This is a genomic window from Bisbaumannia pacifica, assembly GCF_007989625.1.
GTDB classification, from domain to species: domain Bacteria; phylum Pseudomonadota; class Gammaproteobacteria; order Pseudomonadales; family Halomonadaceae; genus Bisbaumannia; species Bisbaumannia pacifica.
Window position 1 is genome coordinate 1 of the sequence record NZ_BJUK01000008.1, and the last position, 20,734, is coordinate 20,734.

Annotated in this window: 22 protein-coding genes; 15 read left to right on the top strand and 7 right to left on the bottom strand. The window is 69.6% G+C overall.

Annotated features, from left to right (window positions below; all coding sequences use genetic code 11):
* The first annotated feature begins 246 nt into the window (after nucleotides 1-246).
* The 9 genes from ndk (at nucleotide 247) to der (ending at nucleotide 9,427) form a co-directional block, all read left to right on the top strand.
* Nucleotides 247-672 carry a nucleoside-diphosphate kinase gene (gene ndk, locus HPA02_RS04745; RefSeq protein ID WP_146801938.1) on the top strand — a complete coding sequence of 142 codons (426 nt, stop codon included), beginning with the start codon at nucleotides 247-249 and terminating at the stop codon, nucleotides 670-672.
* A gap of 66 nt (nucleotides 673-738) precedes the next feature.
* Nucleotides 739-1,863 carry a dual-specificity RNA methyltransferase RlmN gene (rlmN, locus tag HPA02_RS04750; RefSeq protein WP_146801939.1) on the top strand — a complete coding sequence of 375 codons (1,125 nt, stop codon included), beginning with the start codon at nucleotides 739-741 and terminating at the stop codon, nucleotides 1,861-1,863.
* A 114-nt stretch (nucleotides 1,864-1,977) separates the two neighbouring features.
* Nucleotides 1,978-2,712 carry a type IV pilus biogenesis/stability protein PilW gene (gene pilW / locus HPA02_RS04755; RefSeq protein ID WP_146801940.1) on the top strand — a complete coding sequence of 245 codons (735 nt, stop codon included), beginning with the start codon at nucleotides 1,978-1,980 and terminating at the stop codon, nucleotides 2,710-2,712.
* Nucleotides 2,713-2,742: 30 nt separating this feature from the next.
* Nucleotides 2,743-3,750: a RodZ domain-containing protein gene (locus tag HPA02_RS04760; RefSeq protein WP_146801941.1), complete on the top strand. Its 1,008-nt coding sequence runs from the start codon at nucleotides 2,743-2,745 to the stop codon at nucleotides 3,748-3,750.
* A gap of 11 nt (nucleotides 3,751-3,761) precedes the next feature.
* Nucleotides 3,762-4,874, top strand: coding sequence for a flavodoxin-dependent (E)-4-hydroxy-3-methylbut-2-enyl-diphosphate synthase (gene ispG, locus HPA02_RS04765; RefSeq protein WP_146801942.1), 1,113 nt, complete (start codon nucleotides 3,762-3,764; stop codon nucleotides 4,872-4,874).
* Between the two features lie 24 nt (nucleotides 4,875-4,898).
* Nucleotides 4,899-6,182 (top strand): histidine--tRNA ligase, encoded by a 1,284-nt coding sequence (hisS, locus tag HPA02_RS04770; protein ID WP_232340934.1) that lies wholly within the window; start codon nucleotides 4,899-4,901, stop codon nucleotides 6,180-6,182.
* A gap of 34 nt (nucleotides 6,183-6,216) precedes the next feature.
* Nucleotides 6,217-6,876, top strand: coding sequence for a YfgM family protein (locus HPA02_RS04775; protein ID WP_146801944.1), 660 nt, complete (start codon nucleotides 6,217-6,219; stop codon nucleotides 6,874-6,876).
* Complete coding sequence (gene bamB, locus HPA02_RS04780) at nucleotides 6,873-8,024, top strand: outer membrane protein assembly factor BamB (protein ID WP_146801945.1); 1,152 nt, start codon at nucleotides 6,873-6,875, stop codon at nucleotides 8,022-8,024. The genes HPA02_RS04775 and bamB overlap by 4 nt, the downstream gene beginning before the upstream one ends.
* Nucleotides 8,021-9,427: a ribosome biogenesis GTPase Der gene (der, locus tag HPA02_RS04785; protein ID WP_146801946.1), complete on the top strand. Its 1,407-nt coding sequence runs from the start codon at nucleotides 8,021-8,023 to the stop codon at nucleotides 9,425-9,427. Before bamB ends, der begins: the two co-directional genes overlap by 4 nt.
* A gap of 52 nt (nucleotides 9,428-9,479) precedes the next feature.
* Here der and HPA02_RS04790 read toward each other — a convergent pair whose 3' ends face one another.
* Nucleotides 9,480-10,349 (bottom strand): ATP-binding protein, encoded by an 870-nt coding sequence (locus HPA02_RS04790; protein WP_146801947.1) that lies wholly within the window; start codon nucleotides 10,347-10,349, stop codon nucleotides 9,480-9,482.
* 121 nt (nucleotides 10,350-10,470) lie between these two features.
* Between HPA02_RS04790 and HPA02_RS04795 the strand changes: the two genes are divergently transcribed.
* Together HPA02_RS04795 and HPA02_RS04800 are read left to right on the top strand one after the other, a co-directional pair.
* Nucleotides 10,471-11,265, top strand: a complete 795-nt coding sequence (locus tag HPA02_RS04795) for a M48 family metallopeptidase (protein WP_146801948.1) — start codon at nucleotides 10,471-10,473, stop codon at nucleotides 11,263-11,265.
* Nucleotides 11,266-11,281: 16 nt separating this feature from the next.
* Entirely contained in the window at nucleotides 11,282-11,539 is a 258-nt protein-coding gene (locus HPA02_RS04800) for a hypothetical protein (protein ID WP_146801949.1), read from the top strand.
* Nucleotides 11,540-11,543: 4 nt separating this feature from the next.
* Here the strand turns inward: HPA02_RS04800 and HPA02_RS04805 are convergent, their stop codons facing one another.
* The 6 genes from HPA02_RS04805 to HPA02_RS04830 are packed head-to-tail and all read right to left on the bottom strand — an operon-like array spanning nucleotide 11,544 to nucleotide 17,142.
* A complete protein-coding gene (locus HPA02_RS04805) occupies nucleotides 11,544-12,557 on the bottom strand; it encodes an MDR family NADP-dependent oxidoreductase (protein ID WP_146801950.1) in 1,014 nt (337 codons plus the stop codon).
* Between the two features lie 5 nt (nucleotides 12,558-12,562).
* The gene (aroE, locus tag HPA02_RS04810) at nucleotides 12,563-13,375 is read right to left on the bottom strand and encodes a shikimate dehydrogenase (RefSeq protein ID WP_146801951.1); all 813 of its coding nucleotides are present in this window, start codon (nucleotides 13,373-13,375) and stop codon (nucleotides 12,563-12,565) included.
* Nucleotides 13,372-14,295 carry an oxygen-dependent coproporphyrinogen oxidase gene (gene hemF, locus HPA02_RS04815; protein WP_146801952.1) on the bottom strand — a complete coding sequence of 308 codons (924 nt, stop codon included), beginning with the start codon at nucleotides 14,293-14,295 and terminating at the stop codon, nucleotides 13,372-13,374. Before hemF ends, aroE begins: the two co-directional genes overlap by 4 nt.
* Nucleotides 14,296-14,352: 57 nt before the next feature.
* A complete protein-coding gene (gene tsaC, locus HPA02_RS04820; protein WP_146801953.1) occupies nucleotides 14,353-14,922 on the bottom strand; it encodes an L-threonylcarbamoyladenylate synthase type 1 TsaC in 570 nt (189 codons plus the stop codon).
* Between the two features lie 51 nt (nucleotides 14,923-14,973).
* Complete coding sequence (gene dprA / locus HPA02_RS04825; RefSeq protein WP_146801954.1) at nucleotides 14,974-16,050, bottom strand: DNA-processing protein DprA; 1,077 nt, start codon at nucleotides 16,048-16,050, stop codon at nucleotides 14,974-14,976.
* Between the two features lie 12 nt (nucleotides 16,051-16,062).
* The gene (locus tag HPA02_RS04830; protein WP_186809927.1) at nucleotides 16,063-17,142 is read right to left on the bottom strand and encodes a LysM peptidoglycan-binding domain-containing protein; all 1,080 of its coding nucleotides are present in this window, start codon (nucleotides 17,140-17,142) and stop codon (nucleotides 16,063-16,065) included.
* 241 nt (nucleotides 17,143-17,383) lie between these two features.
* Here HPA02_RS04830 and def point away from each other — a divergent pair, with 241 nt between their 5' ends.
* The 4 genes from def (at nucleotide 17,384) to HPA02_RS04850 (ending at nucleotide 20,643) form a co-directional block, all read left to right on the top strand.
* A complete protein-coding gene (gene def / locus HPA02_RS04835) occupies nucleotides 17,384-17,896 on the top strand; it encodes a peptide deformylase (protein ID WP_146801955.1) in 513 nt (170 codons plus the stop codon).
* A gap of 113 nt (nucleotides 17,897-18,009) precedes the next feature.
* A complete protein-coding gene (gene fmt, locus HPA02_RS04840; protein WP_146801956.1) occupies nucleotides 18,010-18,999 on the top strand; it encodes a methionyl-tRNA formyltransferase in 990 nt (329 codons plus the stop codon).
* Nucleotides 18,996-20,327 (top strand): 16S rRNA (cytosine(967)-C(5))-methyltransferase RsmB, encoded by a 1,332-nt coding sequence (gene rsmB, locus HPA02_RS04845; RefSeq protein ID WP_146801957.1) that lies wholly within the window; start codon nucleotides 18,996-18,998, stop codon nucleotides 20,325-20,327. The genes fmt and rsmB overlap by 4 nt, the downstream gene beginning before the upstream one ends.
* Nucleotides 20,328-20,436: 109 nt before the next feature.
* Entirely contained in the window at nucleotides 20,437-20,643 is a 207-nt protein-coding gene (locus tag HPA02_RS04850; protein ID WP_146801958.1) for a dodecin, read from the top strand.
* The last annotated feature ends 91 nt before the right edge of the window (nucleotides 20,644-20,734 follow it).

The window sequence follows — 20,734 nt, forward strand, 5'->3', positions numbered from 1 at the left end:
TTTGCTCCGGCTTGCCCCCAGCGCCCCTCAGCCTTCGGCCGAGTCGATCCGAGTACAAGACGGCGCCGATTGTCCCGGCGGCCGATAAGCCGCTATAATGCGCGCCCATTCGGCGCCTTTATCGGCTCGCCTCGCGGTCGCCCGCCGCCGAACCACTTGCCCGATACGCTGCCTGCCCTTCCCCAGGGCAGGGCGGCGCGTCGTTATCCTGAAGACCCTGTCCATTCCATTACGGAGACACGCCCCATGGCTACCGAACGTACCCTGTCCATCATCAAGCCCGACGCCGTCGCCAAGAACGCCATCGGCGAGATCATCGCCCGCTTCGAGAAGGCCGGCCTCCAGGTCGTCGCCGCCAAGATGCTCAAGCTGGACGACGACAAGGCCGGCGGCTTCTACGCCGAGCACAAGGAGCGTCCCTTCTTCAAGGACCTGGTCGGCTTCATGACCTCCGGCCCGGTGGTCGTGCAGGTGCTGGAAGGCGACGACGCCATCGCCAAGAACCGTGAGCTGATGGGCGCCACCAACCCGAAAGAAGCCGCGCCGGGCACCATCCGCGCCGACTTCGCCGAAACCATCGACGCCAACGCCGTGCACGGCTCCGACTCCGCCGAGTCCGCCGAGCGCGAGATCGCCTACTTCTTCGGCGCCGACGAGATCTGCCCGCGCTGATCTCCCGGGCGGGGGCACGTCCCCCGCCTCCCCGGCCGCCCTCCCTCCTCCGACCCGCTGATCGCCATGACCACTACCACGCCCCAACGTACCAACCTGCTCGGCATGACCCGCGAGGCGCTGGAAGCCTTCTTCGCGTCGCTGGGCGAGAAGAAATTCCGCGCCGCCCAGGTGATGAAGTGGATCCATATCGAAGGCTGTGACGACTTCGAGGCCATGACCAACCTCTCCAAGCCGCTGCGTGCCAAGCTCAATGAGGTGGCCGAGATCCGTGGCCCCGGCGTGGTCTATGAGGGCACCTCCAGCGACGGCACCCGCAAATGGGTACTGGAGGTGGAAGACGGCAGCTACGTGGAGACGGTGCTGATTCCCGCCGAGAACGGCAAGCGCCGCACCCTGTGCGTCTCTTCCCAGGTCGGCTGCTCGCTGGACTGCAGCTTCTGTTCCACCGGTAAGCAGGGCTTCCAGCGCAACCTCACCGCCGCCGAGATCATCGGCCAGGTGTGGGTCGCCCAGCGCAGCGTGGGCCCGCGCCGCGATACCGCCAATCGCCCGGTCACCAATGTGGTGATGATGGGCATGGGCGAGCCGCTGCTCAATTACGACAACGTCGTGCCGGCCATGAAGCTGATGCTCGACGACAACGGTTACGGCCTCTCCAAGCGCCGCGTCACCCTCTCCACTTCCGGGGTGGTGCCGATGATCGACAAGCTCGGCGACGAGCTCGACGTGAGCCTGGCCATCTCGCTGCACGCCGCCAATGACGAGCTGCGCAACGAGCTAGTGCCGCTCAACCGCAAGTACGACATTCGCACCCTGCTCGACGCCTGCAAGCGTTATCTCGGCAAGTGCGATGACACCCGCCTGGTCACCATCGAGTACACGGTGATCAAGGACGTCAACGATCAGCAGGTGCACGCCCGCCAGCTCGCCGAGCTGCTCGAGGAGCTGCCCTGCAAGATCAACTTGATTCCCTTCAACCCCTTCCCCCACTCGGGCTACGAGAAGCCGTCCCGCAACCAGGTGATGCGCTTCCAGCAGTGGCTCTATGAACTGGGCTATACGGCGCCGATCCGCACCACTCGCGGCGACGACATCGATGCCGCCTGTGGCCAGCTGGTGGGTCGGGTCAAGGATCGCACCAAGCGTCACGAGCGTTATATCCAGTCGATCCAGATCGACGCCGACTGAGCCGTCGGTCACCTTGACTTCAACCGGGCGGGGCGCTTTGATGGTGAGGCCTTTTGCCAAGGCCTCGGCCTCTCGCCGAGCCCTGTTCCCACTTAGTCGTCATGCGAGGATTCGATGAGCCGTCGTTCCACCCAGCCCCGCCCCCCACGCCGCCTCGCCCTTCCCCTGCTGCTGGTTGCCAGCCTGGGCCTGGGAGGCTGTGCGGGCCAGGCAGTGCAAACGACGAGCACCTCGCCCGTCGAGGCCTATACCGAGCTGGGGCTGGGCTACCTGGAGCGCAACAACCTGCCACGCGCCCTCGCCGCCCTGGATCACGCCCTGCAGGCCGATCCCCAGGACGTGGAAGCCCTGCAGGCCATGGCCATCGTCTATCAGCGCCAGGGCGAATCGCGCCTGGCGGAAGAGTACTTCCAACGCGCCCTGGCGCAGGCTCCCGACTTTACCCGGGCGCGCAATAACTATGCGGCCTTCCTCTATGATCGCGGCCGCACCCGCGAAGCCTGCGAGCAGTTGGCGCAGGCCTCCCGAGATACCCAGTACAATAATCGCGCCCAGTTGTTTGCCAACCTGGGCCAATGTCAGCAGGAGATCGGCGACGTCGCCGCGGCGCGCCAGAGCCTGGAGCGCGCCCAGGCCATCGACGCTCGCGCCCCGCGCAGCTACTTCCTGCTGGCCCAACTCGAGTACGCCCAGGGAAACTATTCGCGTGCCCGGGAGCAGCTGCAGTTGTTTATGCGTCTGGCCGGCGCCACTCCCGCCAGCCAGCGCCTGGCCAGCCAGATTCGCGCCGCCGAAGGCGGCGCCACCTCGTCATCGAACTCGCCGCTGCGTCCTCATGGCACTCTCTGACCCCCGACTCTCGATCAAGGATGCTCAGTCATGAGCGACATGCACGACCCCTCACTCGATGCGGTGTCCAGCACCCCCTCTCCCGGCGCCCTGCTCAAGGCCGAACGGGAGCGCCAAGGGCTCTCCCTGGAGCAGATCGCCGCCGGCCTCAACCTGCGCCCGGCGGTGATCGGCGGCCTGGAGGAGGACGACTACGGCGAGGTCCCGGTCTCCGCCTACCGGCGTGGCTACCTGCGCGCCTATGCCCGCTTCCTGGGCATGGACGACGGCCCGGTGATCGGCGCCTACAACGCCCGCCACGGCAGTCAGGAGGCGGAACGCCCGGTGACGCCGGTGCAGGTCACCAAGCCACCGTCGCGACTGGGGGCCTGGCTCTTCAAGCTGGTCACCCTGCTGGTGCTCCTCGGCCTGGTCGGCCTGACCCTGCTGTGGTGGCAGAGCCGCGGCGGGAACGAGCTCGGCGGCCTCGAGGACGAGGCGCCGGTGGCGGTGGATAGCCTCGACGGCACGCCGGCCAACGAGCCGAGCCGCGACTGGTCCAGCCAGGTGGCCACCGACCAGGGCCCCGAGCCCGAGGCCCCCGCCGCGATCGAGACGCCCGGTATCGAGGCGCCCGGTATCGAGACGCCCGGTATCGAGGCGACGCCCTCAGAGGTCGTCCCCGAGCGCGACGCCACCACGGCCGATGATGCGGCCGGCGTGGCCGACGAGGCCGATGCCGCGCCCCCCAGCGCCGAGGCGGCCGACGAGCCCGCCACCGAGGAGGAAGCCACCGAGGAGGCAGCCGCCGCGGACCCGCGTCGCCTGGAGCTGACCTTCAACGAACAGTCCTGGACCGAGATCTTCGACGCCAACGGCCAGCGCATCCTGATCGGCCTGCAGGAGCCGGGGCAGACCGCCAGCCTGGAGGGCGAGCCGCCCTTCCGCCTGACCGTCGGCAATGCCAGCGGCGTCGAGCTGCGTTACCGCGGCGAGACCATCGATCTCGGTGCCCGCGCCGGCGCCAATAACGTCGCGCGCTTCACCCTGGGAGAATGACCCTAAGTCCTATGCACGCCCAATCTCCGATCATCCGTCGTCAGTCGCGCCAGATTCATGTGGGCTCGGTGCCCGTGGGGGGCGATGCGCCCATCTCGGTGCAGAGCATGACCAACACCAATACCCTGGACGTGGCCGCCACCGTGGCCCAGATCCAGCGTCTGGAGGCCGCCGGCGCCGATATCGTGCGGGTCTCGGTACCCGACATGGACGCCGCCGAGGCCTTCGGCCAGATCAAGCGGCAGGTGGCGGTGCCACTGGTGGCGGATATCCACTTCGATTACAAGATCGCCCTGCGGGTCGCCGAACTCGGCGTCGACTGCCTGCGCATCAACCCCGGCAATATCGGCCGCGAGGAGCGGGTGCGTGCCGTGGTCTCCGCGGCCCGGGACAACGGCATCCCGATCCGCATCGGCGTCAATGCCGGCTCCCTGGAGAAGGACCTGCAGAAGAAGTACGGCGAGCCGACCCCGGCGGCGCTGGTGGAGTCCGCCATGCGCCATATCGATCACCTCGATCGTCTCGATTTCCAGGAGTACAAGGTCAGCGTCAAGGCCAGCGACGTCTTTATGGCGGTGGCCGCCTACCGCGACCTGGCCACCCGCATCGAACAGCCCCTGCACCTGGGCATCACCGAGGCGGGGGGGCTGCGCTCCGGCACCGTCAAGTCCTCCATCGGCCTCGGCCTGCTGCTGATGGACGGCATCGGCGATACCATCCGAGTGTCGCTGGCCGCCGACCCGGTGGAAGAGATCAAGGTCGGCTTCGACATGCTCAAGAGCCTGCGCCTGCGCGCCAAGGGCATCAACTTCATCGCCTGCCCCAGCTGCTCGCGGCAGAATTTCGACGTCATCGGCACCATGAATGCCCTTGAGGAGCGCCTCGAGGACGTCATGACGCCGCTCGACGTCTCGGTGATCGGCTGCGTGGTCAACGGTCCCGGCGAGGCCAAGGAGAGCGATCTCGGCCTCACCGGCGGCAGCCCCGCCAACCTCGTCTATATCGATGGCAAGCCGGCCAGCAAGCTGCGCAACGACAACCTGGTCGACGAGCTGGAGGCGCTGATCCGCACCAAGGTGCGCGAGAAGCAAGCCGCCGAGAAGGATACGATCGCCCGCGGCTGAGGGCGCCCCATCAAGGAGTCAATGTTGAGCAAGAAGATCCAGGCCATTCGTGGCATGAACGACCTGCTGCCGGAGCAGTCCCCGCTGTGGCAGTACTTCGAGGGCAAGGTACGCGACCTGATGCGGCGCTACGGCTATGCCGAGATCCGCACCCCCATCGTCGAGCAGACCGCCCTGTTCGCGCGCTCCATCGGCGAGGTCACCGACATCGTCGAGAAGGAGATGTACACCTTCGAGGACCGCAACGGCGACAGCCTGACCCTGCGTCCCGAGGGCACGGCGAGCTGCGTGCGCGCCGCCATGGAGCATGGCCTGCTGCATAACCAGACCCAGCGCCTCTGGTACCAGGGCCCGATGTTCCGCCACGAGCGCCCCCAGAAGGGTCGCTACCGCCAGTTCCATCAGGTCGGCGTGGAGACCTTCGGCTTCGAGGGCCCCGACGTGGACGCCGAGCTGATCCTGCTCACCGCCCGCCTGTGGCAGGAGCTGGGGCTGATGGAACACGTCACCCTGGAGCTCAACTCCCTGGGCTCCCTGGAGGCCCGCGCCGCCTACCGGGAGACCCTGGTGGCCTACTTCGAGGAGCACCATGCGCTGCTCGACGAGGACTCCCGGCGTCGCCTGACCAGCAACCCGCTGCGCATCCTCGACTCCAAGAACCCGGACATGGCGGCCATGCTCGACGCCGCGCCGCGGCTGATGGATCACCTGGACGCCGAGTCCCGGGACCACTTCGCCGCCCTGACCGCGATCCTCGACGACGCCGGCATCGATTACGTGATCAACCCGCGCCTGGTGCGCGGCCTCGATTACTACTCGCGCAGCGTCTTCGAATGGACCACCACGGCCCTCGGCAGCCAGGGCACCGTCTGCGCCGGTGGCCGCTACGATGGCCTGGTGGAGCAGCTGGGCGGCAAGCCGACCCCGGCGGTGGGCTTCGCCATGGGCATCGAGCGGTTGATCCTGCTGCTCGAAACCCTGGAGCTGATGCCCGCCGCGGCCCGGCCGAGCCTCGACCTCTATGTGCTGGGCATGGGCGAGGCCGCCAGCCGCGCCGCCCTGTTGCTCGGCGAGGAGCTGCGCGGCGCCCTGCCCGAGCTACGCCTGCAGGTGCACTGCGGCGGCGGCAGCTTCAAAAGCCAGATCAAGAAGGCCGACAAGAGCGGGGCACGCCTGGCCCTGCTGCTCGGCGAGGACGAACTGGCCGAAGGCCGCGTGACCCTCAAGTTCCTGCGCGAGGAGTGCGACCAGCAGAGCCTCTCCCGGGAGGCCCTGGTGTCGGCCCTGCCGGAACTGCTCGCCGACTGATCCGCGACCCATTCGATCGACAAGGAGACCGCCCGTGGCGGAGCTGAGAACCGAAGAAGAGCAGCTGGAAGCGCTCAAGCGCTGGTGGAAGGAAAACGGCATGGCGCTGGTCGCCGGCGTGGTGCTGGCCGCCGCGGGGCTCATCGGCTGGAATGCCTGGCAGAGCTATCAGGCCAATCAGGCCGAGGCCGCCTCCATCCGCTACCAGCAGTTGATCGGCCTGGCCTCCCAGGAGCGTCTCGACGAAGCCGGCCTGGCCGAGGCCCAGCGCCTGGTGGACGAGATCACCGATGCCCACGACGGCACCCTCTATGCCGACCTGTCGCGGCTGATCGAGGCGCGCCTGGCGGTGGAGGCCGGCGACCGGGTCGCCGCCCGGGCCGTCCTCGGCGACCTGGTGCAGGCCAGCGAGGATGCCTATGTGCGTGACCTGGCGCGACTGCGCCTGGCCCGCCTGCAGCTGGCCGACGACGAGCCCGCCGCGGCCGTGGCGACCCTCGAGGGCGAGCTGGCCGAGGCACTCGGCGCCCAGCGCGCCGAGCTGATCGGCGATGCCCGCCTGGCCCTCGGCGAGGTGGCGGCGGCCCGCCGCGCCTATCGCGATGCCCTGAGCCTGGCCGAGCGCCATGGCCAGGCCCTCTATGGCGTCCAGCTCAAGCTGGACGACCTCGGTCAGGAAGGAGCCGACCAATGAAACCGACCCTGGTAATCGCCTGCGCCGCCCTGGCGCTGCTGGCCGGCTGTGCCAGCAAGAGTGAACCCCAGTATCCGCCCAAGGCCCTGGAGGCCTTCGAGGCCAGCGCCGACCTCGCCAGCGACTGGAGCCGTGGCATCGGCAGCGGCCTGGGCCGTGCCGGCTACCCCATCGCGCCGATCCGCGATGGCCAGCGCCTTTTCGCCGCCGATGCCGAAGGACGCCTGCTGGCCCTGGACGCCGACAGCGGCGAGATCGAGTGGCGCCAGGAGCTCGACGAGGCCGTCTCCAGCGGCCTGACCGCGGTGGCCGGGCAACTCTACCTGGGCACCCGCAACGGCGAGGTGCTGGCCCTGAACCAGGACAACGGCAGCCTCGCCTGGCGCGCGCGGGTGCCCAGCGAAGTGCTGGCCGCCCCCCAACCCAGCCAGCAGCTGCTGGTGGTGCAGAGCGTCGACGGCAGCGTCACCGCCCTGGACCGCGCCAGCGGCGCCGAGCGCTGGGTCTATACCGCCAACGAGCCGGCCCTGACCCTGCGCGGCACCGGCACCCCCCGGGTGATCGAGCCGGTCACCTTCGCCGGCTTCGCCAACGGCCGCCTGGTGACCCTGGATAACCGCAGCGGCCAGTCGCTATGGGACCTGCGGGTCGCCGTGCCCCAGGGCCGCAGCGAGATCGCCCGCCTGGTCGACCTGGACGGCCAGCCGTTGCTGACCCCGGACGGTCGCCTCTATGTGACCAGCTACAACGGCCGCCTGGTGGCCCTGGAAGCCACCTCCGGCGAGGTACTGTGGCAGCGCGACCACTCCAGCTACCTGACCCCGCTGCTGGTGGGCGACTACCTGTTTACCGTCAACGAGGCCGGCCATGTGCTCGCCCTGGACGCCCTCTCCGGCCAGCCGATCTGGCGCAACGAGGCCCTGGAGGGGCGCTGGCTCACCGCCCCGGCCTTCGCCGATGGCAAGCTGGTGCTGGGTGACTTCGAGGGTTACCTGCACCTGCTGGAGGCTCGCAACGGCGAGCTGGCCGGCCGTACCCGCATCAACCGTTCCGGCATCATGCTGCGCCCCCTCACCGAGGGCCGCCAGATCCATGTGCTGGCCAACGACGGGCGCCTCGAAGCCCTGACCATTCGCGAGACACCATGACCCCAGTAATTGCCCTGGTCGGCCGCCCCAATGTGGGCAAATCGACCCTCTTCAACCGGCTGACCCGCTCGCGGGACGCGCTGGTGGCCGACTTCCCCGGCCTGACCCGCGACCGCAAGTACGGTAACGGGCGCCTCGGCGACAAGCCGTTCACGGTGATCGACACCGGCGGCATCAGCGGCGACGAGGAAGGCATCGATGCGGCCATGGCGGAGCAATCCCTGGCCGCCATCGACGAGGCCGATATCGTGCTCTTCCTCGTCGATGCCCGGGCCGGCCTCAACGTGGCCGACGAGGCCATCGCCAACCACCTGCGCGTCAACCAGAAGAAGACCTGGCTGGTGGTCAACAAGACCGACGGCCTGGAAGAGCACTCCGCTATGGCCGACTTCTGGCAGCTGGGCCTGGGCGACCCCTGGCCGATCGCCGCCGCCCATGGCCGCAACGTCAGCCGGCTGATCGAGGAAGTGCTCGCCCCCTTCCCGGAGCAACCCGAGGAGGAGGCGCTCCCGGCCCGGGACGACGGCATCCGCATCGGCGTCATCGGCCGCCCCAATGTGGGCAAGTCGACCCTGGTCAACCGCCTGCTCGGCGAGGAACGGGTGGTGGTCTTCGACGAGGCGGGCACCACCCGCGACGCCATCGAGATCCCCTTCGAGCGCCGCGGCCGACCCTATGTGCTGGTGGATACCGCCGGTATCCGGCGCCGCAAGAACGTCCGCGAGATCGCCGAGAAGTTCTCCATCATCAAGACCCTGGAGGCGATCAAGGAGTGTCACGTCGCCATCATGGTGCTGGATGCCCGCTCCGGCCTGGTCGAACAGGACCTGCACCTGCTCGACTATGTGCTCTCCAGCGGCCGTGCCCTGGTGCTGGCGGTCAACAAGTGGGACGGCCTGGAGAGCGAGCAGAAGGAGAAGATGCGCGCCGAGGTCAAGCGCCGCCTGGGCTTCGCCGACTACGCCGACCTGCACTTTATCTCGGCCCTGCACGGCACCGGGGTGGGCGATCTCTACCCCTCCATCGAGCGGGCCTTCGCCTCCTCCACCACCCGCTGGTCCACCAATCGCCTGACCACCATCCTCCAGGACGCGGTCGGCGAGCATCAGCCGCCGCTGGTGCGCGGGCGGCGCATCAAGCTGCGCATGGCTCACCAGGGCGGCGCCAACCCGCCGATCATCGTGGTCCATGGCAACCAGACCGAGTCGCTGCCGGAGGCCTACAAGCGCTACCTGACCAACACCTTCCGTAAGGTGCTCAAGGTGCGCGGCACGCCGATCCGCTTCGAGTTCCGCTCCGGCCACAACCCCTATGACGCCGATGCCGGCGCCAGCGACCGGGAGAAGGCCAAGAAACGCGAACTGGGCCGCACCAAGGAGGCCCGCGGCAAGCGCCGCCGCTGAGCCTCCCGGGTCCGATCGCCGCCCGCCGTCCTCGACGGCGGGCGGCGTCGTTTCAGGCTTCGCCGGCCAGGCGCCGGCCGCCCACCCACTGGTTGGCGAACTGCCAGGCGGCGCGGCCGCTGCGCCCACCGCGCAGGGTGGCGAAGCGGATCGCCGCGGTCCGGGCCTCGCCGTTCCAGTCCTCGGCCTCGCCCAGCCGGGTCACCCAGTGACAGCAGGCCTCCAGGTAGGTGTCCTGGTTGAAGGGGTGGAAGCCGAGCCACAGCCCGAAGCGGTCGGAGAGCGAGATCTTCTCCTCCACCGCATCGCCGTGGTGGAGCTCTTCGTCCACCAGGCGGCTGGCGTCGTTGTCGCTCATCGACTCCGGCAGCAGGTGGCGACGATTGGAGGTGGCGTAGAGCAGCACGTTCTCCGGCGGCCCGGTGAGGGCACCGTCCAGCACGCTCTTCAGCGCCTTGTAGGCGTCGTCATTCCCCTCGAAGGAGAGGTCGTCGCAGTAGACCACGAAGCGATGCGGCTCGCGGCGCAGCTGCTCGACCAGCAGCGGCAGCCCCGCCAGGTCGTGACGGTCCACCTGGACCAGCCGCAGTCCCTCGCCGGCCAGGGAGTTGAGCAGGGCGCGGATCAGCGACGACTTGCCGCTGCCCCGGGAGCCCCATAGCAGGGCATGGTTGGCCGGCAGCCCCCGCAGGAAGGCGCGGGTGTTGTCCACCAGGGCCAGCTTCTGGCGCTCGATGCCCAGCAGGTCGTCCAGGCCCAGGGCATCCCGGAGCGGCACCGGCAGGAGCTGCCCACCCAGGGCATGACGCTGCCACAGGGCCGCCACGTCCCGGGACCAGTCCACCGCCTGGGGGGCCGGCGGCAGCCAGGGCTCGACCCGTGTCAGCAGCGACAGCAGTCGCTGGGTTAACTCCTCGTTCATTGCTCCACTCCTGTGGTTGACCTGGGGTGACATCGGGGTATCTTGTGGCGAACCCTCGGCGCCGTCCAGGGGCCGGCCAGCGTCGGCCTCCTGCGGCCCGACCAGACCTGAGGAGAATCCCATGGGATGGAGTCGTTTCCTGGCCGTCGGTGCCCTCTGCCTCGGCCTCGCCGCCTGCGCCACCTCGCCCACCGGACGCCAGCAGCTGACCCTCTATTCGGATGAGCAGCTGAACCAGATGGGCCAGCAGGCCTTCGCCCAGTACCAGTCGGACCTGCCCCAGGCGGGTGGCACCGCTCAGCGCTACGCCGAGTGCGTGGCCGGCGCCCTGGTCGCCGCCCTGCCGGAGCGGGTCCGCCACCAGAACTGGCAGATCCGCGTCTTCGACGAGGCGTCGGTCAACGCCTTCGCCCTGCCCGGGGGCTATATGGGCGTGCATAGCGGCCTGCTGAAGGTGGCCCAGACCCCCGACCAGCTAGCCGCCGTCGTGGGCCACGAGATCGGCCATGTACTGGCCAGCCATGCCAACGAGCGGGCTTCGACCCAGTCGGTGACTCAACTGGGCCTGTCGGTGCTGCAGAGCTCCGCCGGCATCGAGAGCCAGCAGGTGTTGGGCCTGATGGGCGCCGGCGCCCAGTACGGCATCCTGCTACCCTTCTCGCGGCGTCACGAGAGCGAGGCGGATATCATCGGCCTGGGCCTGATGGCCGATGCCGGCTTCGATCCCCGCGCCAGCCTGGCCCTGTGGGAGAACATGCGCGCCGCCTCCGGTGGCCAGCCGCCCGCCTGGCTCTCGACACACCCCAGCCATGCCCAGCGCCTGGCCACCCTGCAGGCGGAGATGGGGCCGGCCCTGGCCCGCTACGAGCGCGCCCGTCAGGCCGGCCGCGTACCCAACTGCCAAGCCCCCCGCTAACCCCGACGGAACCCCCATGCTACGACTCGGACTGCTACTGTTGATCCTCCCCTCCCTGGCGCTGATGGGCATCTATTTCTGGGAACTCGCCCAGGTGCGTGACTGCACCTTCGGCGGGGGCCACTGGGACTACCTGGACGGGGTGTGTCGGGAGATGCCTCAGCCCTTCGCCTCCCTGCTGCAACGCCACCCGCTGCTGGTCAACGGCGGCATGCTGCTGTCGGTACTGGGGGTGGGGCTATGCATGGTGGGACTCTACACCAAGCGCCGCTGAGTGATCAGCGTAACCGCACCACTCGCTTGCCGATCCCCTTGCCGGTAAACAGGCCGCAGAGGGCCCGCGGCCAGGCCGCGAGGCCGTCGATTACATCGAGGGGAGCCAGGCCTTCGAACTCGGCCATCTCGGCCTGGAAGCGCGCCCAGTGCTCGGCCTCGTGACCGGGCACCACGAAGGGCATCAGCTTGGCTCCGAGTCTCTGCAAACGCACCAGGTTGGGCGGGGCACGACGCGGGTCGGAGTCATTGTACTGGCTGATCATCCCGCATAGCATGACCCGCCCTCCGGGACGTAAGCAGTCGATGGCGGCGGCGAAGATCGCCCCGCCCAGGTTCTCGAAGTCCAGGTCGAGCCCCTCCGGGGCGGCCTTTGCCAGCTGCGCCGCGAAGCCCTCGGCATCACGATCATCCAGGGTCGCCGACACGCCCAGTGCCTCGCGCAGCCAGGCACGTTTGGTGGCGCTGCCGGCACCGGCGATCACCCGGGCCCCGGCGCGCTGGGCCAACTGCACGGCTAGGCTGCCCACGGCCCCGGTGGCGGCCGACACCAGCACCGTCTCACCGGGACGCGGCCGGCCGTAGTGGCGCATCCCCAACCAGGCGGTGAAACCGGTCATGCCGCGCTCATGGAGCCAACGCTCGGGGGCCGGGGTGCAGGCCGGCAGACAGAACGGCAGCAGGTCGGCTGGTTCGGGGGTCGTCAGGATCGTCCGGTCAGCCACCGGCAGGTGGCCGACCACCCAGTCGCCCTCCCGCCAGCGCCCGCGACTGCGGATAATGCGCCCCAGCCCCCAGGCGGAGAGCGGTGCCCCCGGCTGCCACTTGGCCAGGTAGCCATAGCCCTCGGGCTGCATGCGGGTACGCATATAGGGATCCACGGAGAGCCAGTGCAGTTCGAGCTCTACCTGCCCCAACGAACACGACGGCAACGACACCTCGCGCAGCGTGAAATCGGTAGGCACAGGCGACCCCGTGGGACGCCGCGCCAGATGCCAGCGTCGGGTCGTATCTACCATGCCGCTCAGAGGCTGCGCCGCAGCTCGGCCAGTACCGGGGCGGTATCGGGGCGCTTGCCGCGCCACTGGAAGAAGGCCTCGGCGGCCTGCTCCACCAGCATGCCCAGGCCATCTAGGGGGCGGGCGCCGCGCTCGCGGGCCCAGCGCAGGAAGACGGTGAGCTCGGCGCCATACATCATGTCGTAGGCGGTCGCCCCCGCGGCGAAGAGGTCGTCGGGCAGCGGCGGAAGCGCGCCCCCCAGGCTGGCGCTGGTGCCGTTGATCACCAGATCGAAAGGCCCGGCGACGGCCTCGAAGCCACCGCCCCGGATCGGCCCCAGATCGGCGAAATCATCGGCCAGGGCCTCGGCCTTGGCGGCGGTGCGATTGGCCACCCGGAGGCTCGCCGGCCCCTCGGCCAGCAGCGGCTCCAGCACCCCGCGCACCGCCCCCCCGGCGCCCAGCACCAGGACCCGCGCGCCCCGCAGCATCACGCCATGGCGCTGGAGGTCGCGGACCAGACCGACGCCATCGGTGGTATCCCCGTAGGTGTCGCCATTCTTGCCCAGCACCAGGGTATTCACCGCCCCGGCCCGCCGCGCCCGGCGGCTCAGGGTCGCGCACAGGCGGTGGGCCTCCTCCTTGAAGGGCACGGTGACATTGGCACCGCGACCGCCGGCGGCGACGAAGTCGCGCCAGGCGCCGGCGAAGTCGTCCAGGGGCGCCTCGATGGCGGTGTAGTCGATCGCTTCACCGCACTGGGCGGCGAAGGCGGCGTGGATGGCCGGCGACCGGGAGTGGCCGATGGGGTGGCCGAAGACGCAGTAGCGATCGCTCATGCCGACGCCTCCCCCAGCCAGTCCCGGGGCCGCAGATAGTCCCGGTAGAGCGTCGCCTCCGGGCTGCCCGGCTTGGGCTCCCAGCCGTAGTCCCAGCGCGCCAGCGGCGGCATCGACATCAGGATCGACTCGGTGCGTCCGCCGCTCTGCAGGCCGAAGAGGGTGCCCCGATCCCAGACCAGGTTGAACTCCACGTAGCGCCCCCGGCGATAGAGCTGGAAATCCCGTTCTCGCTCGCCCCAGGGCGTCTCCCGGCGGCGCCGGGCGATGGGCAGGTAGGCGTCGAGGAAGGCGTCGCCCACGGCGCGCTGGAAGGCGAAGCTCTTGTCGAAGCCCCAGTCGTTGAGGTCGTCGAAGAAGAGCCCGCCCACGCCGCGGGTCTCGCCGCGATGCTTGAGGTAGAAGTAGTCGTCACACCAAGCCTTGTAGCGCGGGTAGACGTCGTCGCCGAAGGGCGCGCAGGCGTTCCGGGCCACCCGGTGCCAGTGCCGAACGTCATCCAGCACCGGGTAGAAGGGGGTCAGGTCGAAGCCGCCGCCGAACCACCACACCGGCGCCTCGCCCGCCTTCTCGGCGATAAAGAAGCGCACATTACCGTGGCTGGTGGGCACATGGGGATTCTCCGGGTGCAGCACCCAGGAGACGCCCACCGCATGGAAGCCGCGTCCGGCGAGCTCCGGCCGCGCCGCGGTGGCCGAAGGCGGCAGCTGGGCGCCATACACATGGGAGAAATTGACGCCGCCCTTCTCGAAGAGGGCGCCGTTCTCGATCACCCGGGAGCGGCCGCCACCGCCCTCGTCCCGGGTCCAGGCATCCTCGCGGAACTTGGCCCGGCCATCCTCCTCGGCCAGGCCCTGACATAAGCGGTCCTGCAGCTCCAGCAGGTAGGTCTTGACGGCATCGAGATGGGCGTGGGCCACGAAGCCTCCGGTCGATATTGGGCCGGACGAGTGCCCGACCCGGGTGCATGGGAAGGATCAGCCGCGCAGCACGCGCCCGCTGATCAGATCACGAATGGTGCTGGGCTGGTCGCGCCCGCCAAGCGGGCCCTCCACCAGCGCCGCCAGGTCGTCGCCGAAATAGCCACGCACCTGGTCCGCGCTGAGCGCCGGCGGCTGCCCGGCGGGATTGGCGGAGGTCGAGACGATGGGCCCGCCGAAGGCGGCACAGAGCTCGGCGACCAGGGGATGATCGCTGACCCGCAGCGCCACGCTGCGGTGGCCACCGCGCACCAGGGGATGGGCACGGCCGTTGTCCGGCACCAGCCAGGTATTGGGGCCGGGCCAGCTGGCCACCAGGGGCGCATGCAGGGCCGAGTCGAGCCCCTCCAGCCAGGGGCCGAACTGGGTGATATCGCCGGCGATCAGGATCATTCCCTTGGCCGGGTCCCGGGACTTGAGGCGCAACAGGGCGGTCAGCGCCCGGTCGTCATCCGGGTCGCAACCCAGCCCCCAGACCGCCTCGGTGGGGTAGGCGATCACGCCGCCGCTGCGCAGCGCGGCGACGCCCTGAGACAGAGATTCACTGGAAAGAAGCGCATCACCCATGGCGACCTCATCGCTCTCGCTGAAAAGGCAAAGTCTACCATGGCCCGCGCCTTACGGAAGGCGGATCCAGCCCCCGGCGGTGGCCGTCACCCGGCCCTCCAGCTCCAGGGCCAGCAACTGTCGCTGGCACTCCGCCACCGATAGCCCGGCCAGCGCCACCAGGGCATCCAGGGGCGTGGGCACGTCGCTGAGCAGCGCCAGCAGTGGCGCGTCGTCGGCGGCGGCAGGCTCCGGCTCGGGCATCGATACGGCCAGGGGGCCCTCCCAGTGCCCCAGCTCCTCCAGCAGCTCCTCGGGCCGGGTGATCAGGGTCGCCCCCTGGCGCAGCAGCTGCAGGCAGCCCCGGGCCTGGGGGTTGTGCAGCGACCCGGGCAGCACGAAGAGGTCGCGGCCCTGTTCCAGGGCCAGACGGGCGCTGACCAGGGAGCCGCTGCGCTCGGCGGCTTCCACCACCAGCACGCCCCGCGAGAGGCCGGTGATGATGCGGTTGCGACGCGGGAAATGGCCAGGGTGGGGAGGGGTACCGGGAGGATGTTCCGAAAGCAGCAGGCCGTCTCGGCGCAACCGCTCGTAGAGGGCGCCATGCTGGCGGGGGTAGATCACGTCGATGCCCGTCCCGAGTACCGCCAGACTGGTACCGCCGGCCGCCAGGGCCGCCGCCTGGGCACCGCCGTCGATCCCCAGAGCCATGCCGCTGACCACGCACCAGCCCTGCGCGGCCATGGCCTCGGCGAAGCGAGCCGCGCTCCGCAGGCCATCCCGGGTGGGGCGGCGGGACCCCACCATGGCCAGGCGGGGCGGTGTCAGGGTCGCGAGCTCACCCCGCGCCCAGAGCAGTGGCGGCGGGTCGGGCAATTCATCGAGTAGCCTCGGCCAGGCGGGGTGATCGGGGGACAGCAGGTGGTGATCCTCGGCCGCGTCGCCCCATTCCTCCAGGGCCTCGAGCTCGGCCTGGAGGGGGCTGCGGGCGGGATGCTCGAGCCATAGCCGCAGGGCCTGACGGGCCTGCCCCGGCAGCAGCGCCAGCCAGCCCTCGGGCCAGGCCGGCGACTGGGCCCGCAGCCTCGCCAGTTGCAGGGCCCCCAGGCCAGGCAGCCGGGTCAGCAACCACCACTCCCTGGCGGTCATCGGCGCCTGCGCTCAGGGCGCGTCGGCCAGCAGCTCGCGGCGGTCGGGGTGATAGACCCGATCCCCCACCGCCAGGGTGCGCGTCGCCTGCATCACCAGGGCGTAGCTGACCTTCTCGAAGGGACGGAACACCATCACCAGGCCGGCCTCCTCGCCGGGCAGCTGGATCAGCTCGTTGGTGTTGGGGTCGGTGACCAGCTCGCCCTGCTGCTCGACCCGCAGCACATGTCCCGCCGCGATGCCATCGCGGCGCCCCAGGTCCAGGGCCACCACCTGCAGGCGGCCGATGAACTGCACCCCGCCGGGCACCGCCAGGATGCGACCACTGATGGCGCGCTCCGGCGCCCGGGGCAGGAACTGACCGGCCCACTCGCGCTCTTCCACCGGCAGGATCAGGTCGCCATTGCGCACCTCGAAATCGGACTCGGTGATCTCCAGGCGGCTGATCTCGCCATCGCGACGCAGCCACAGGGCGCGCCCCACGCCAAGCAACTCGATGCCCAGCAGCTCGCCGTTCTGGGGATCCTCGTAGCGCTCGCCCAGGCGATAGATCCCCAGGCGCCCGGTATCGGGCAGCGCGCCGCGCACGTAGATGGCATCGCCCGCGCCACTGACCAGGCGGCGATCGTCGCCGCCCACCACATAGGCCAGGTTCTCGATCCCCTCGGCCTCGTCCACCACCCGATGACGGCGCAGGAAGTGCTCCACCACCTCCAGGGGCAGGGGCGCGATGGCCTCCCGGTGAGGCACCCGGCGCACCTCCGGCGAGAGCCGCACCACGCCCTGCCCCCGCTCCAGGCGCAGGCAGGGGCGACCGTTGCAGTCGGCCAGGTAGATGATGTCACCGGGGTAGATCAGGTGAGGGTTGCGGATCTGCGGATTGACCTGCCAGATCTCCGGCCATTGCCAGGGGTGGCGCAGGAAGCGTCCGGAGATATCCCAGAGGGTATCGCCGCGCACCACCGTATAGCGCTCCGGGGCATCGTCCCTGAGCCCGGCATAGCTCAGCGATTGCGCCTGAGCCGCGGCCACCCACGCCATGATCAGGGCCACCAGCGCCCCGCCGCATAGATATCGCACGCATCGTTTCATCCCTTGGCCCCCCCAGCCCCGCCGGCCCCGATCGGGTACCGGCCGAATGAATTCCCCGCACCTTCATCATGTAGCATTTCGTAAATCAGTGTAATCCCCGTGTCCCGTTCACGCACACCGGGATGCACGATAGGGCATGACTATTACGCCCATGATCGGGTCGCGTGGTTCCGTTGCCGTCGTCACCCCTCTACAATATGGAAAGAAACCCGAACCCCCGCACAACGGTGATTTCAACGCCATGGCCAAGTTACCCATTCTCGAATTTCCCGACGAGCGTCTGCGCACCAAGGCGGCCCCGGTCGACAGCGTCGATGATGCCGTTCGCCAGCTGGTCGATGACATGTTCGAGACCATGTACGCCGCCCGCGGCATCGGCCTGGCGGCGACCCAGGTGGATGTGCACCGTCGCGTCATCGTGATGGACATCAGCGACGACCAGAGCCAGCCACTGGTGCTGATCAATCCCGAGTACACTCCCCTCGGCGAGGAGCGTCAGCCGATGCAGGAGGGCTGCCTCTCGGTGCCCGAGTATTACGCCGAAGTGCCCCGCGCGCTGAGGGTCCGTCTCAAGGCCCTCGACCGCGATGGCCAGCCCTACGAGCTGGAGGCCGATGGCCTGCTGGCGCACTGCATCCAGCACGAGCATGACCACCTCGAGGGCGTGCTCTTCGTCGACTACCTCTCGGCACTCAAGCGCGAGCGAGTCATGAAGAAGATGCAGAAGCGCCATAAGCTGCTGCAGGAGGCCTAAGCCTCCCCCCCACGACAAGGCCGGGTATCCCCCGGCCTTCGTCGTTAAGGGCCGCCTTGCGCTATCATGTCGCCTACCCTGTCAGAACCGACGACCCAGCAAGGCCATCCTGCATGACTCGACCCCTTCGCGTGATCTTCGCCGGCACCCCGGACTTCGCCGCCTCCAGCCTCCAGGCGCTGCTCGACAGTCCCCACCGGGTCATCGCCGTCTATACCCAGCCCGATCGTCCCGCCGGCCGCGGCCGCAAATTGACCCCCAGCCCGGTCAAGGCCCTGGCCCAACAGCATGAACTGCCGGTCTACCAGCCCCAGAGCCTGAGGGATGCCGAGGCCCAGGCCGAACTGGCGGCCCTCGAGGCGGATCTCATGGTGGTGGTGGCCTATGGCCTCTTGCTGCCCCAGGCGGTACTGGATATCCCGCGTCTGGGCTGTCTCAATGTGCACGCCTCCCTGCTGCCGCGCTGGCGCGGCGCCGCGCCCATCCAGCGCGCCATCGAGGCCGGCGATGTCGAGAGCGGGGTGACCATCATGCAGATGGACGTCGGCCTGGATACCGGCCCCATGCTGCTGACCCGTACCACCTCTATCGAGGACACCACCACCGGCGGCGAACTCCACGACCGCCTGGCGGCACTCGGTGGCGAGGCCATCGTCGAGGCCCTCGACCGGCTCGCCGCGGACGGCCTGACCGCCACCCCCCAGCCCGAGGCGGGCGTGACCTATGCCGCCAAGCTCTCCAAGGCGGAGGCGGAACTCGATTTCCGCCGCCCCGCCGCCGAGCTGGCCGCCCGGGTGCGCGCCTTCAACCCCTGGCCGGTGGCCTGGACCCGCCTGGCGGGCCAGCCCCTGCGGGTCTGGCTGGCGGCCGTCGGCGAGCGCCTCGCCGAGGATCCCCAAGCGCCTCCCGGCACCCTGCTCTCCGCCGGCCGCGACGCCCTGCGTATCGCCTGCGGCGAGGACGGCCGCGAGGTACTGGCGGTGAGTCGCGCCCAATTGCCCGGCGGCAAGCCCCTGGCCACCCGGGAGCTGCTTAACGCCGGCCAGGCCCGCTTCACCCCGGGCACCCGCCTGGGCGAGACCCCCACGGAGACGCCCCAATGAGCGATCGTCGCCCCCCCAACGGCCAGGAAGTGCGCGCCGCCGCCGCCCGCAATCTGGTCCCGGTGATTACCGCCAAGGGTTCCTTGGCGAGCCTCGACGAGGGGCAGGTGGGCAGCCGTGATCGGGGCCTGCTGCGCGAGCTCTGCTATGGCGTCTGCCGCACCCAGCCGCGCCTGGAGGCCCTGGCCGGCCGGCTGCTCAAGCACCCCTTCAAGCGTCGCGATGCGGATATTCAGGCCCTGCTGCTGGTAGGCATCTACCAGTTGCTCTACCTGCGCGTGCCGGCCCACGCCGCCGTGGGCGAAACCGCCGGCGCCGCCCGCCTGCTCGGCAAGGAGTGGGCCACCCGGGTGCTCAACGGCTGCCTGCGCCGCCTGCAACGGGAGTCGATGGCGCTCCAGGCCGAGGTGGACAAGGACCCTCATGTGGCCCTGATGCATCCGCCCTGGCTGCTCAAGGCACTGCGTCAGGCCTGGCCCAACGACTGGCGCGCCATCGCCGCTGCCAATAACCTGCCCGGCCCCATGACCCTGCGCATCAACCGCCGTCATGGCGATCGGGAGGCCTACCTGGCCCGCCTCTACGACGTCCACCTTTCGGCACGACTCTGCCTGCACTCCCCGGATGGCCTGACCCTGGAGACTCCCTGCGACGTCTACCAGCTCCCCGGCTTCGAGGCCGGCCATGTCAGCGTTCAGGACGAGGCCGCCCAGCTCGCCGCCGAGCTGCTGGGCCCGGTGCTGGCGCCGCGCCCCGGGGCCCGGGTGCTGGACGCCTGCTGCGCCCCCGGCGGCAAGACCGCCCACCTGCTGGAGGTCTTCGACCTGGCCCTGACCGGCATCGACAGCGACGCCAAGCGGCTCTCCCGGGTCGAATCGACCCTGGAGCGACTCAAGCTGGAAGCCACCCTGCTGCATGCCGACGCCGCCACGGATGACTGGTGGGATGGCACCCCCTTCGATGCCATCCTGCTGGACGCCCCCTGCTCCGGCAGCGGCGTGATCCGCCGCCACCCGGACATCAAGGCCCTGCGCCGTGCCGAGGATATCCCCCGGCTGGCGACGCTGCAGGCCAGGCTGCTGGATGCCCTCTGGGCCAAGCTGGCCCCCGGCGGCACCCTGCTCTATGCCACCTGCTCGGTACTGCCGGAAGAGAACGCCGATCAGATCCAGGCCTTCCTGGCCCGCACCCCCGACGCCGAAGTCACCACCCCCGGCGACGTGGCCTGGGGTCGCCCCGCCGGCGCCGGCCGACAGTTGCTGCCCGAGGAGGATAGCCACGACGGCTTCTTCTATGCCCGGCTGCACAAGAGCAAGGCCATCGCCTGACGCGCCCCGGTGAAGAATTAGCGTTTACCGGCATCCGGTGCCTGCCCCCCTATACTGCCAGGAGCCCCCGCCATCACGGCGGGGCCCCTTCATCGGCACGGGAGGCCCCATGTCCCACGTCTACAAGCATATCGAGCTCACCGGCTCCTCCCCCGAGGGCATCGAGGACGCCGTCAATCAGGCCCTGACTCGGGCCAGTCGCACCATTCACGACATGCGCTGGTTCGAGGTGATCGAGACCCGCGGGCATATCGAAAACGGCAAAGTGGCTCACTGGCAGGTGACCCTCAAGGTGGGCTTCACCCTGGAAGAGTGACCCCCGTGGCCCGGTGGTTTATGCTAGCCGGCGCCTTTCGGTCCGCCGCCGACGCTTCCCCAGCGCCGGCGGCAGCTTGGGTTATCAGCAG

What these genes read in the sequence shown, in the direction of transcription:
- def (WP_146801955.1), top strand. Translation starts at nt 17,384, where the DNA reads ATGGCCAAGTTACCCATTCTCGAATTTCCCGACGAGCGTCTGCGCACC.
- HPA02_RS04850 (WP_146801958.1), top strand. Translation starts at nt 20,437, where the DNA reads ATGTCCCACGTCTACAAGCATATCGAGCTCACCGGCTCCTCCCCCGAG.
- fmt (WP_146801956.1), top strand. Translation starts at nt 18,010, where the DNA reads ATGACTCGACCCCTTCGCGTGATCTTCGCCGGCACCCCGGACTTCGCC.
- HPA02_RS04805 (WP_146801950.1), bottom strand. Translation starts at nt 12,557, where the DNA reads ATGGTAGATACGACCCGACGCTGGCATCTGGCGCGGCGTCCCACGGGG.
- dprA (WP_146801954.1), bottom strand. Translation starts at nt 16,050, where the DNA reads ATGACCGCCAGGGAGTGGTGGTTGCTGACCCGGCTGCCTGGCCTGGGG.
- aroE (WP_146801951.1), bottom strand. Translation starts at nt 13,375, where the DNA reads ATGAGCGATCGCTACTGCGTCTTCGGCCACCCCATCGGCCACTCCCGG.
- HPA02_RS04830 (WP_186809927.1), bottom strand. Translation starts at nt 17,142, where the DNA reads ATGAAACGATGCGTGCGATATCTATGCGGCGGGGCGCTGGTGGCCCTG.
- HPA02_RS04760 (WP_146801941.1), top strand. Translation starts at nt 2,743, where the DNA reads ATGAGCGACATGCACGACCCCTCACTCGATGCGGTGTCCAGCACCCCC.
- ndk (WP_146801938.1), top strand. Translation starts at nt 247, where the DNA reads ATGGCTACCGAACGTACCCTGTCCATCATCAAGCCCGACGCCGTCGCC.
- rsmB (WP_146801957.1), top strand. Translation starts at nt 18,996, where the DNA reads ATGAGCGATCGTCGCCCCCCCAACGGCCAGGAAGTGCGCGCCGCCGCC.
- pilW (WP_146801940.1), top strand. Translation starts at nt 1,978, where the DNA reads ATGAGCCGTCGTTCCACCCAGCCCCGCCCCCCACGCCGCCTCGCCCTT.
- HPA02_RS04790 (WP_146801947.1), bottom strand. Translation starts at nt 10,349, where the DNA reads ATGAACGAGGAGTTAACCCAGCGACTGCTGTCGCTGCTGACACGGGTC.
- ispG (WP_146801942.1), top strand. Translation starts at nt 3,762, where the DNA reads ATGCACGCCCAATCTCCGATCATCCGTCGTCAGTCGCGCCAGATTCAT.
- der (WP_146801946.1), top strand. Translation starts at nt 8,021, where the DNA reads ATGACCCCAGTAATTGCCCTGGTCGGCCGCCCCAATGTGGGCAAATCG.
- bamB (WP_146801945.1), top strand. Translation starts at nt 6,873, where the DNA reads ATGAAACCGACCCTGGTAATCGCCTGCGCCGCCCTGGCGCTGCTGGCC.
- tsaC (WP_146801953.1), bottom strand. Translation starts at nt 14,922, where the DNA reads ATGGGTGATGCGCTTCTTTCCAGTGAATCTCTGTCTCAGGGCGTCGCC.
- rlmN (WP_146801939.1), top strand. Translation starts at nt 739, where the DNA reads ATGACCACTACCACGCCCCAACGTACCAACCTGCTCGGCATGACCCGC.
- HPA02_RS04800 (WP_146801949.1), top strand. Translation starts at nt 11,282, where the DNA reads ATGCTACGACTCGGACTGCTACTGTTGATCCTCCCCTCCCTGGCGCTG.
- HPA02_RS04795 (WP_146801948.1), top strand. Translation starts at nt 10,471, where the DNA reads ATGGGATGGAGTCGTTTCCTGGCCGTCGGTGCCCTCTGCCTCGGCCTC.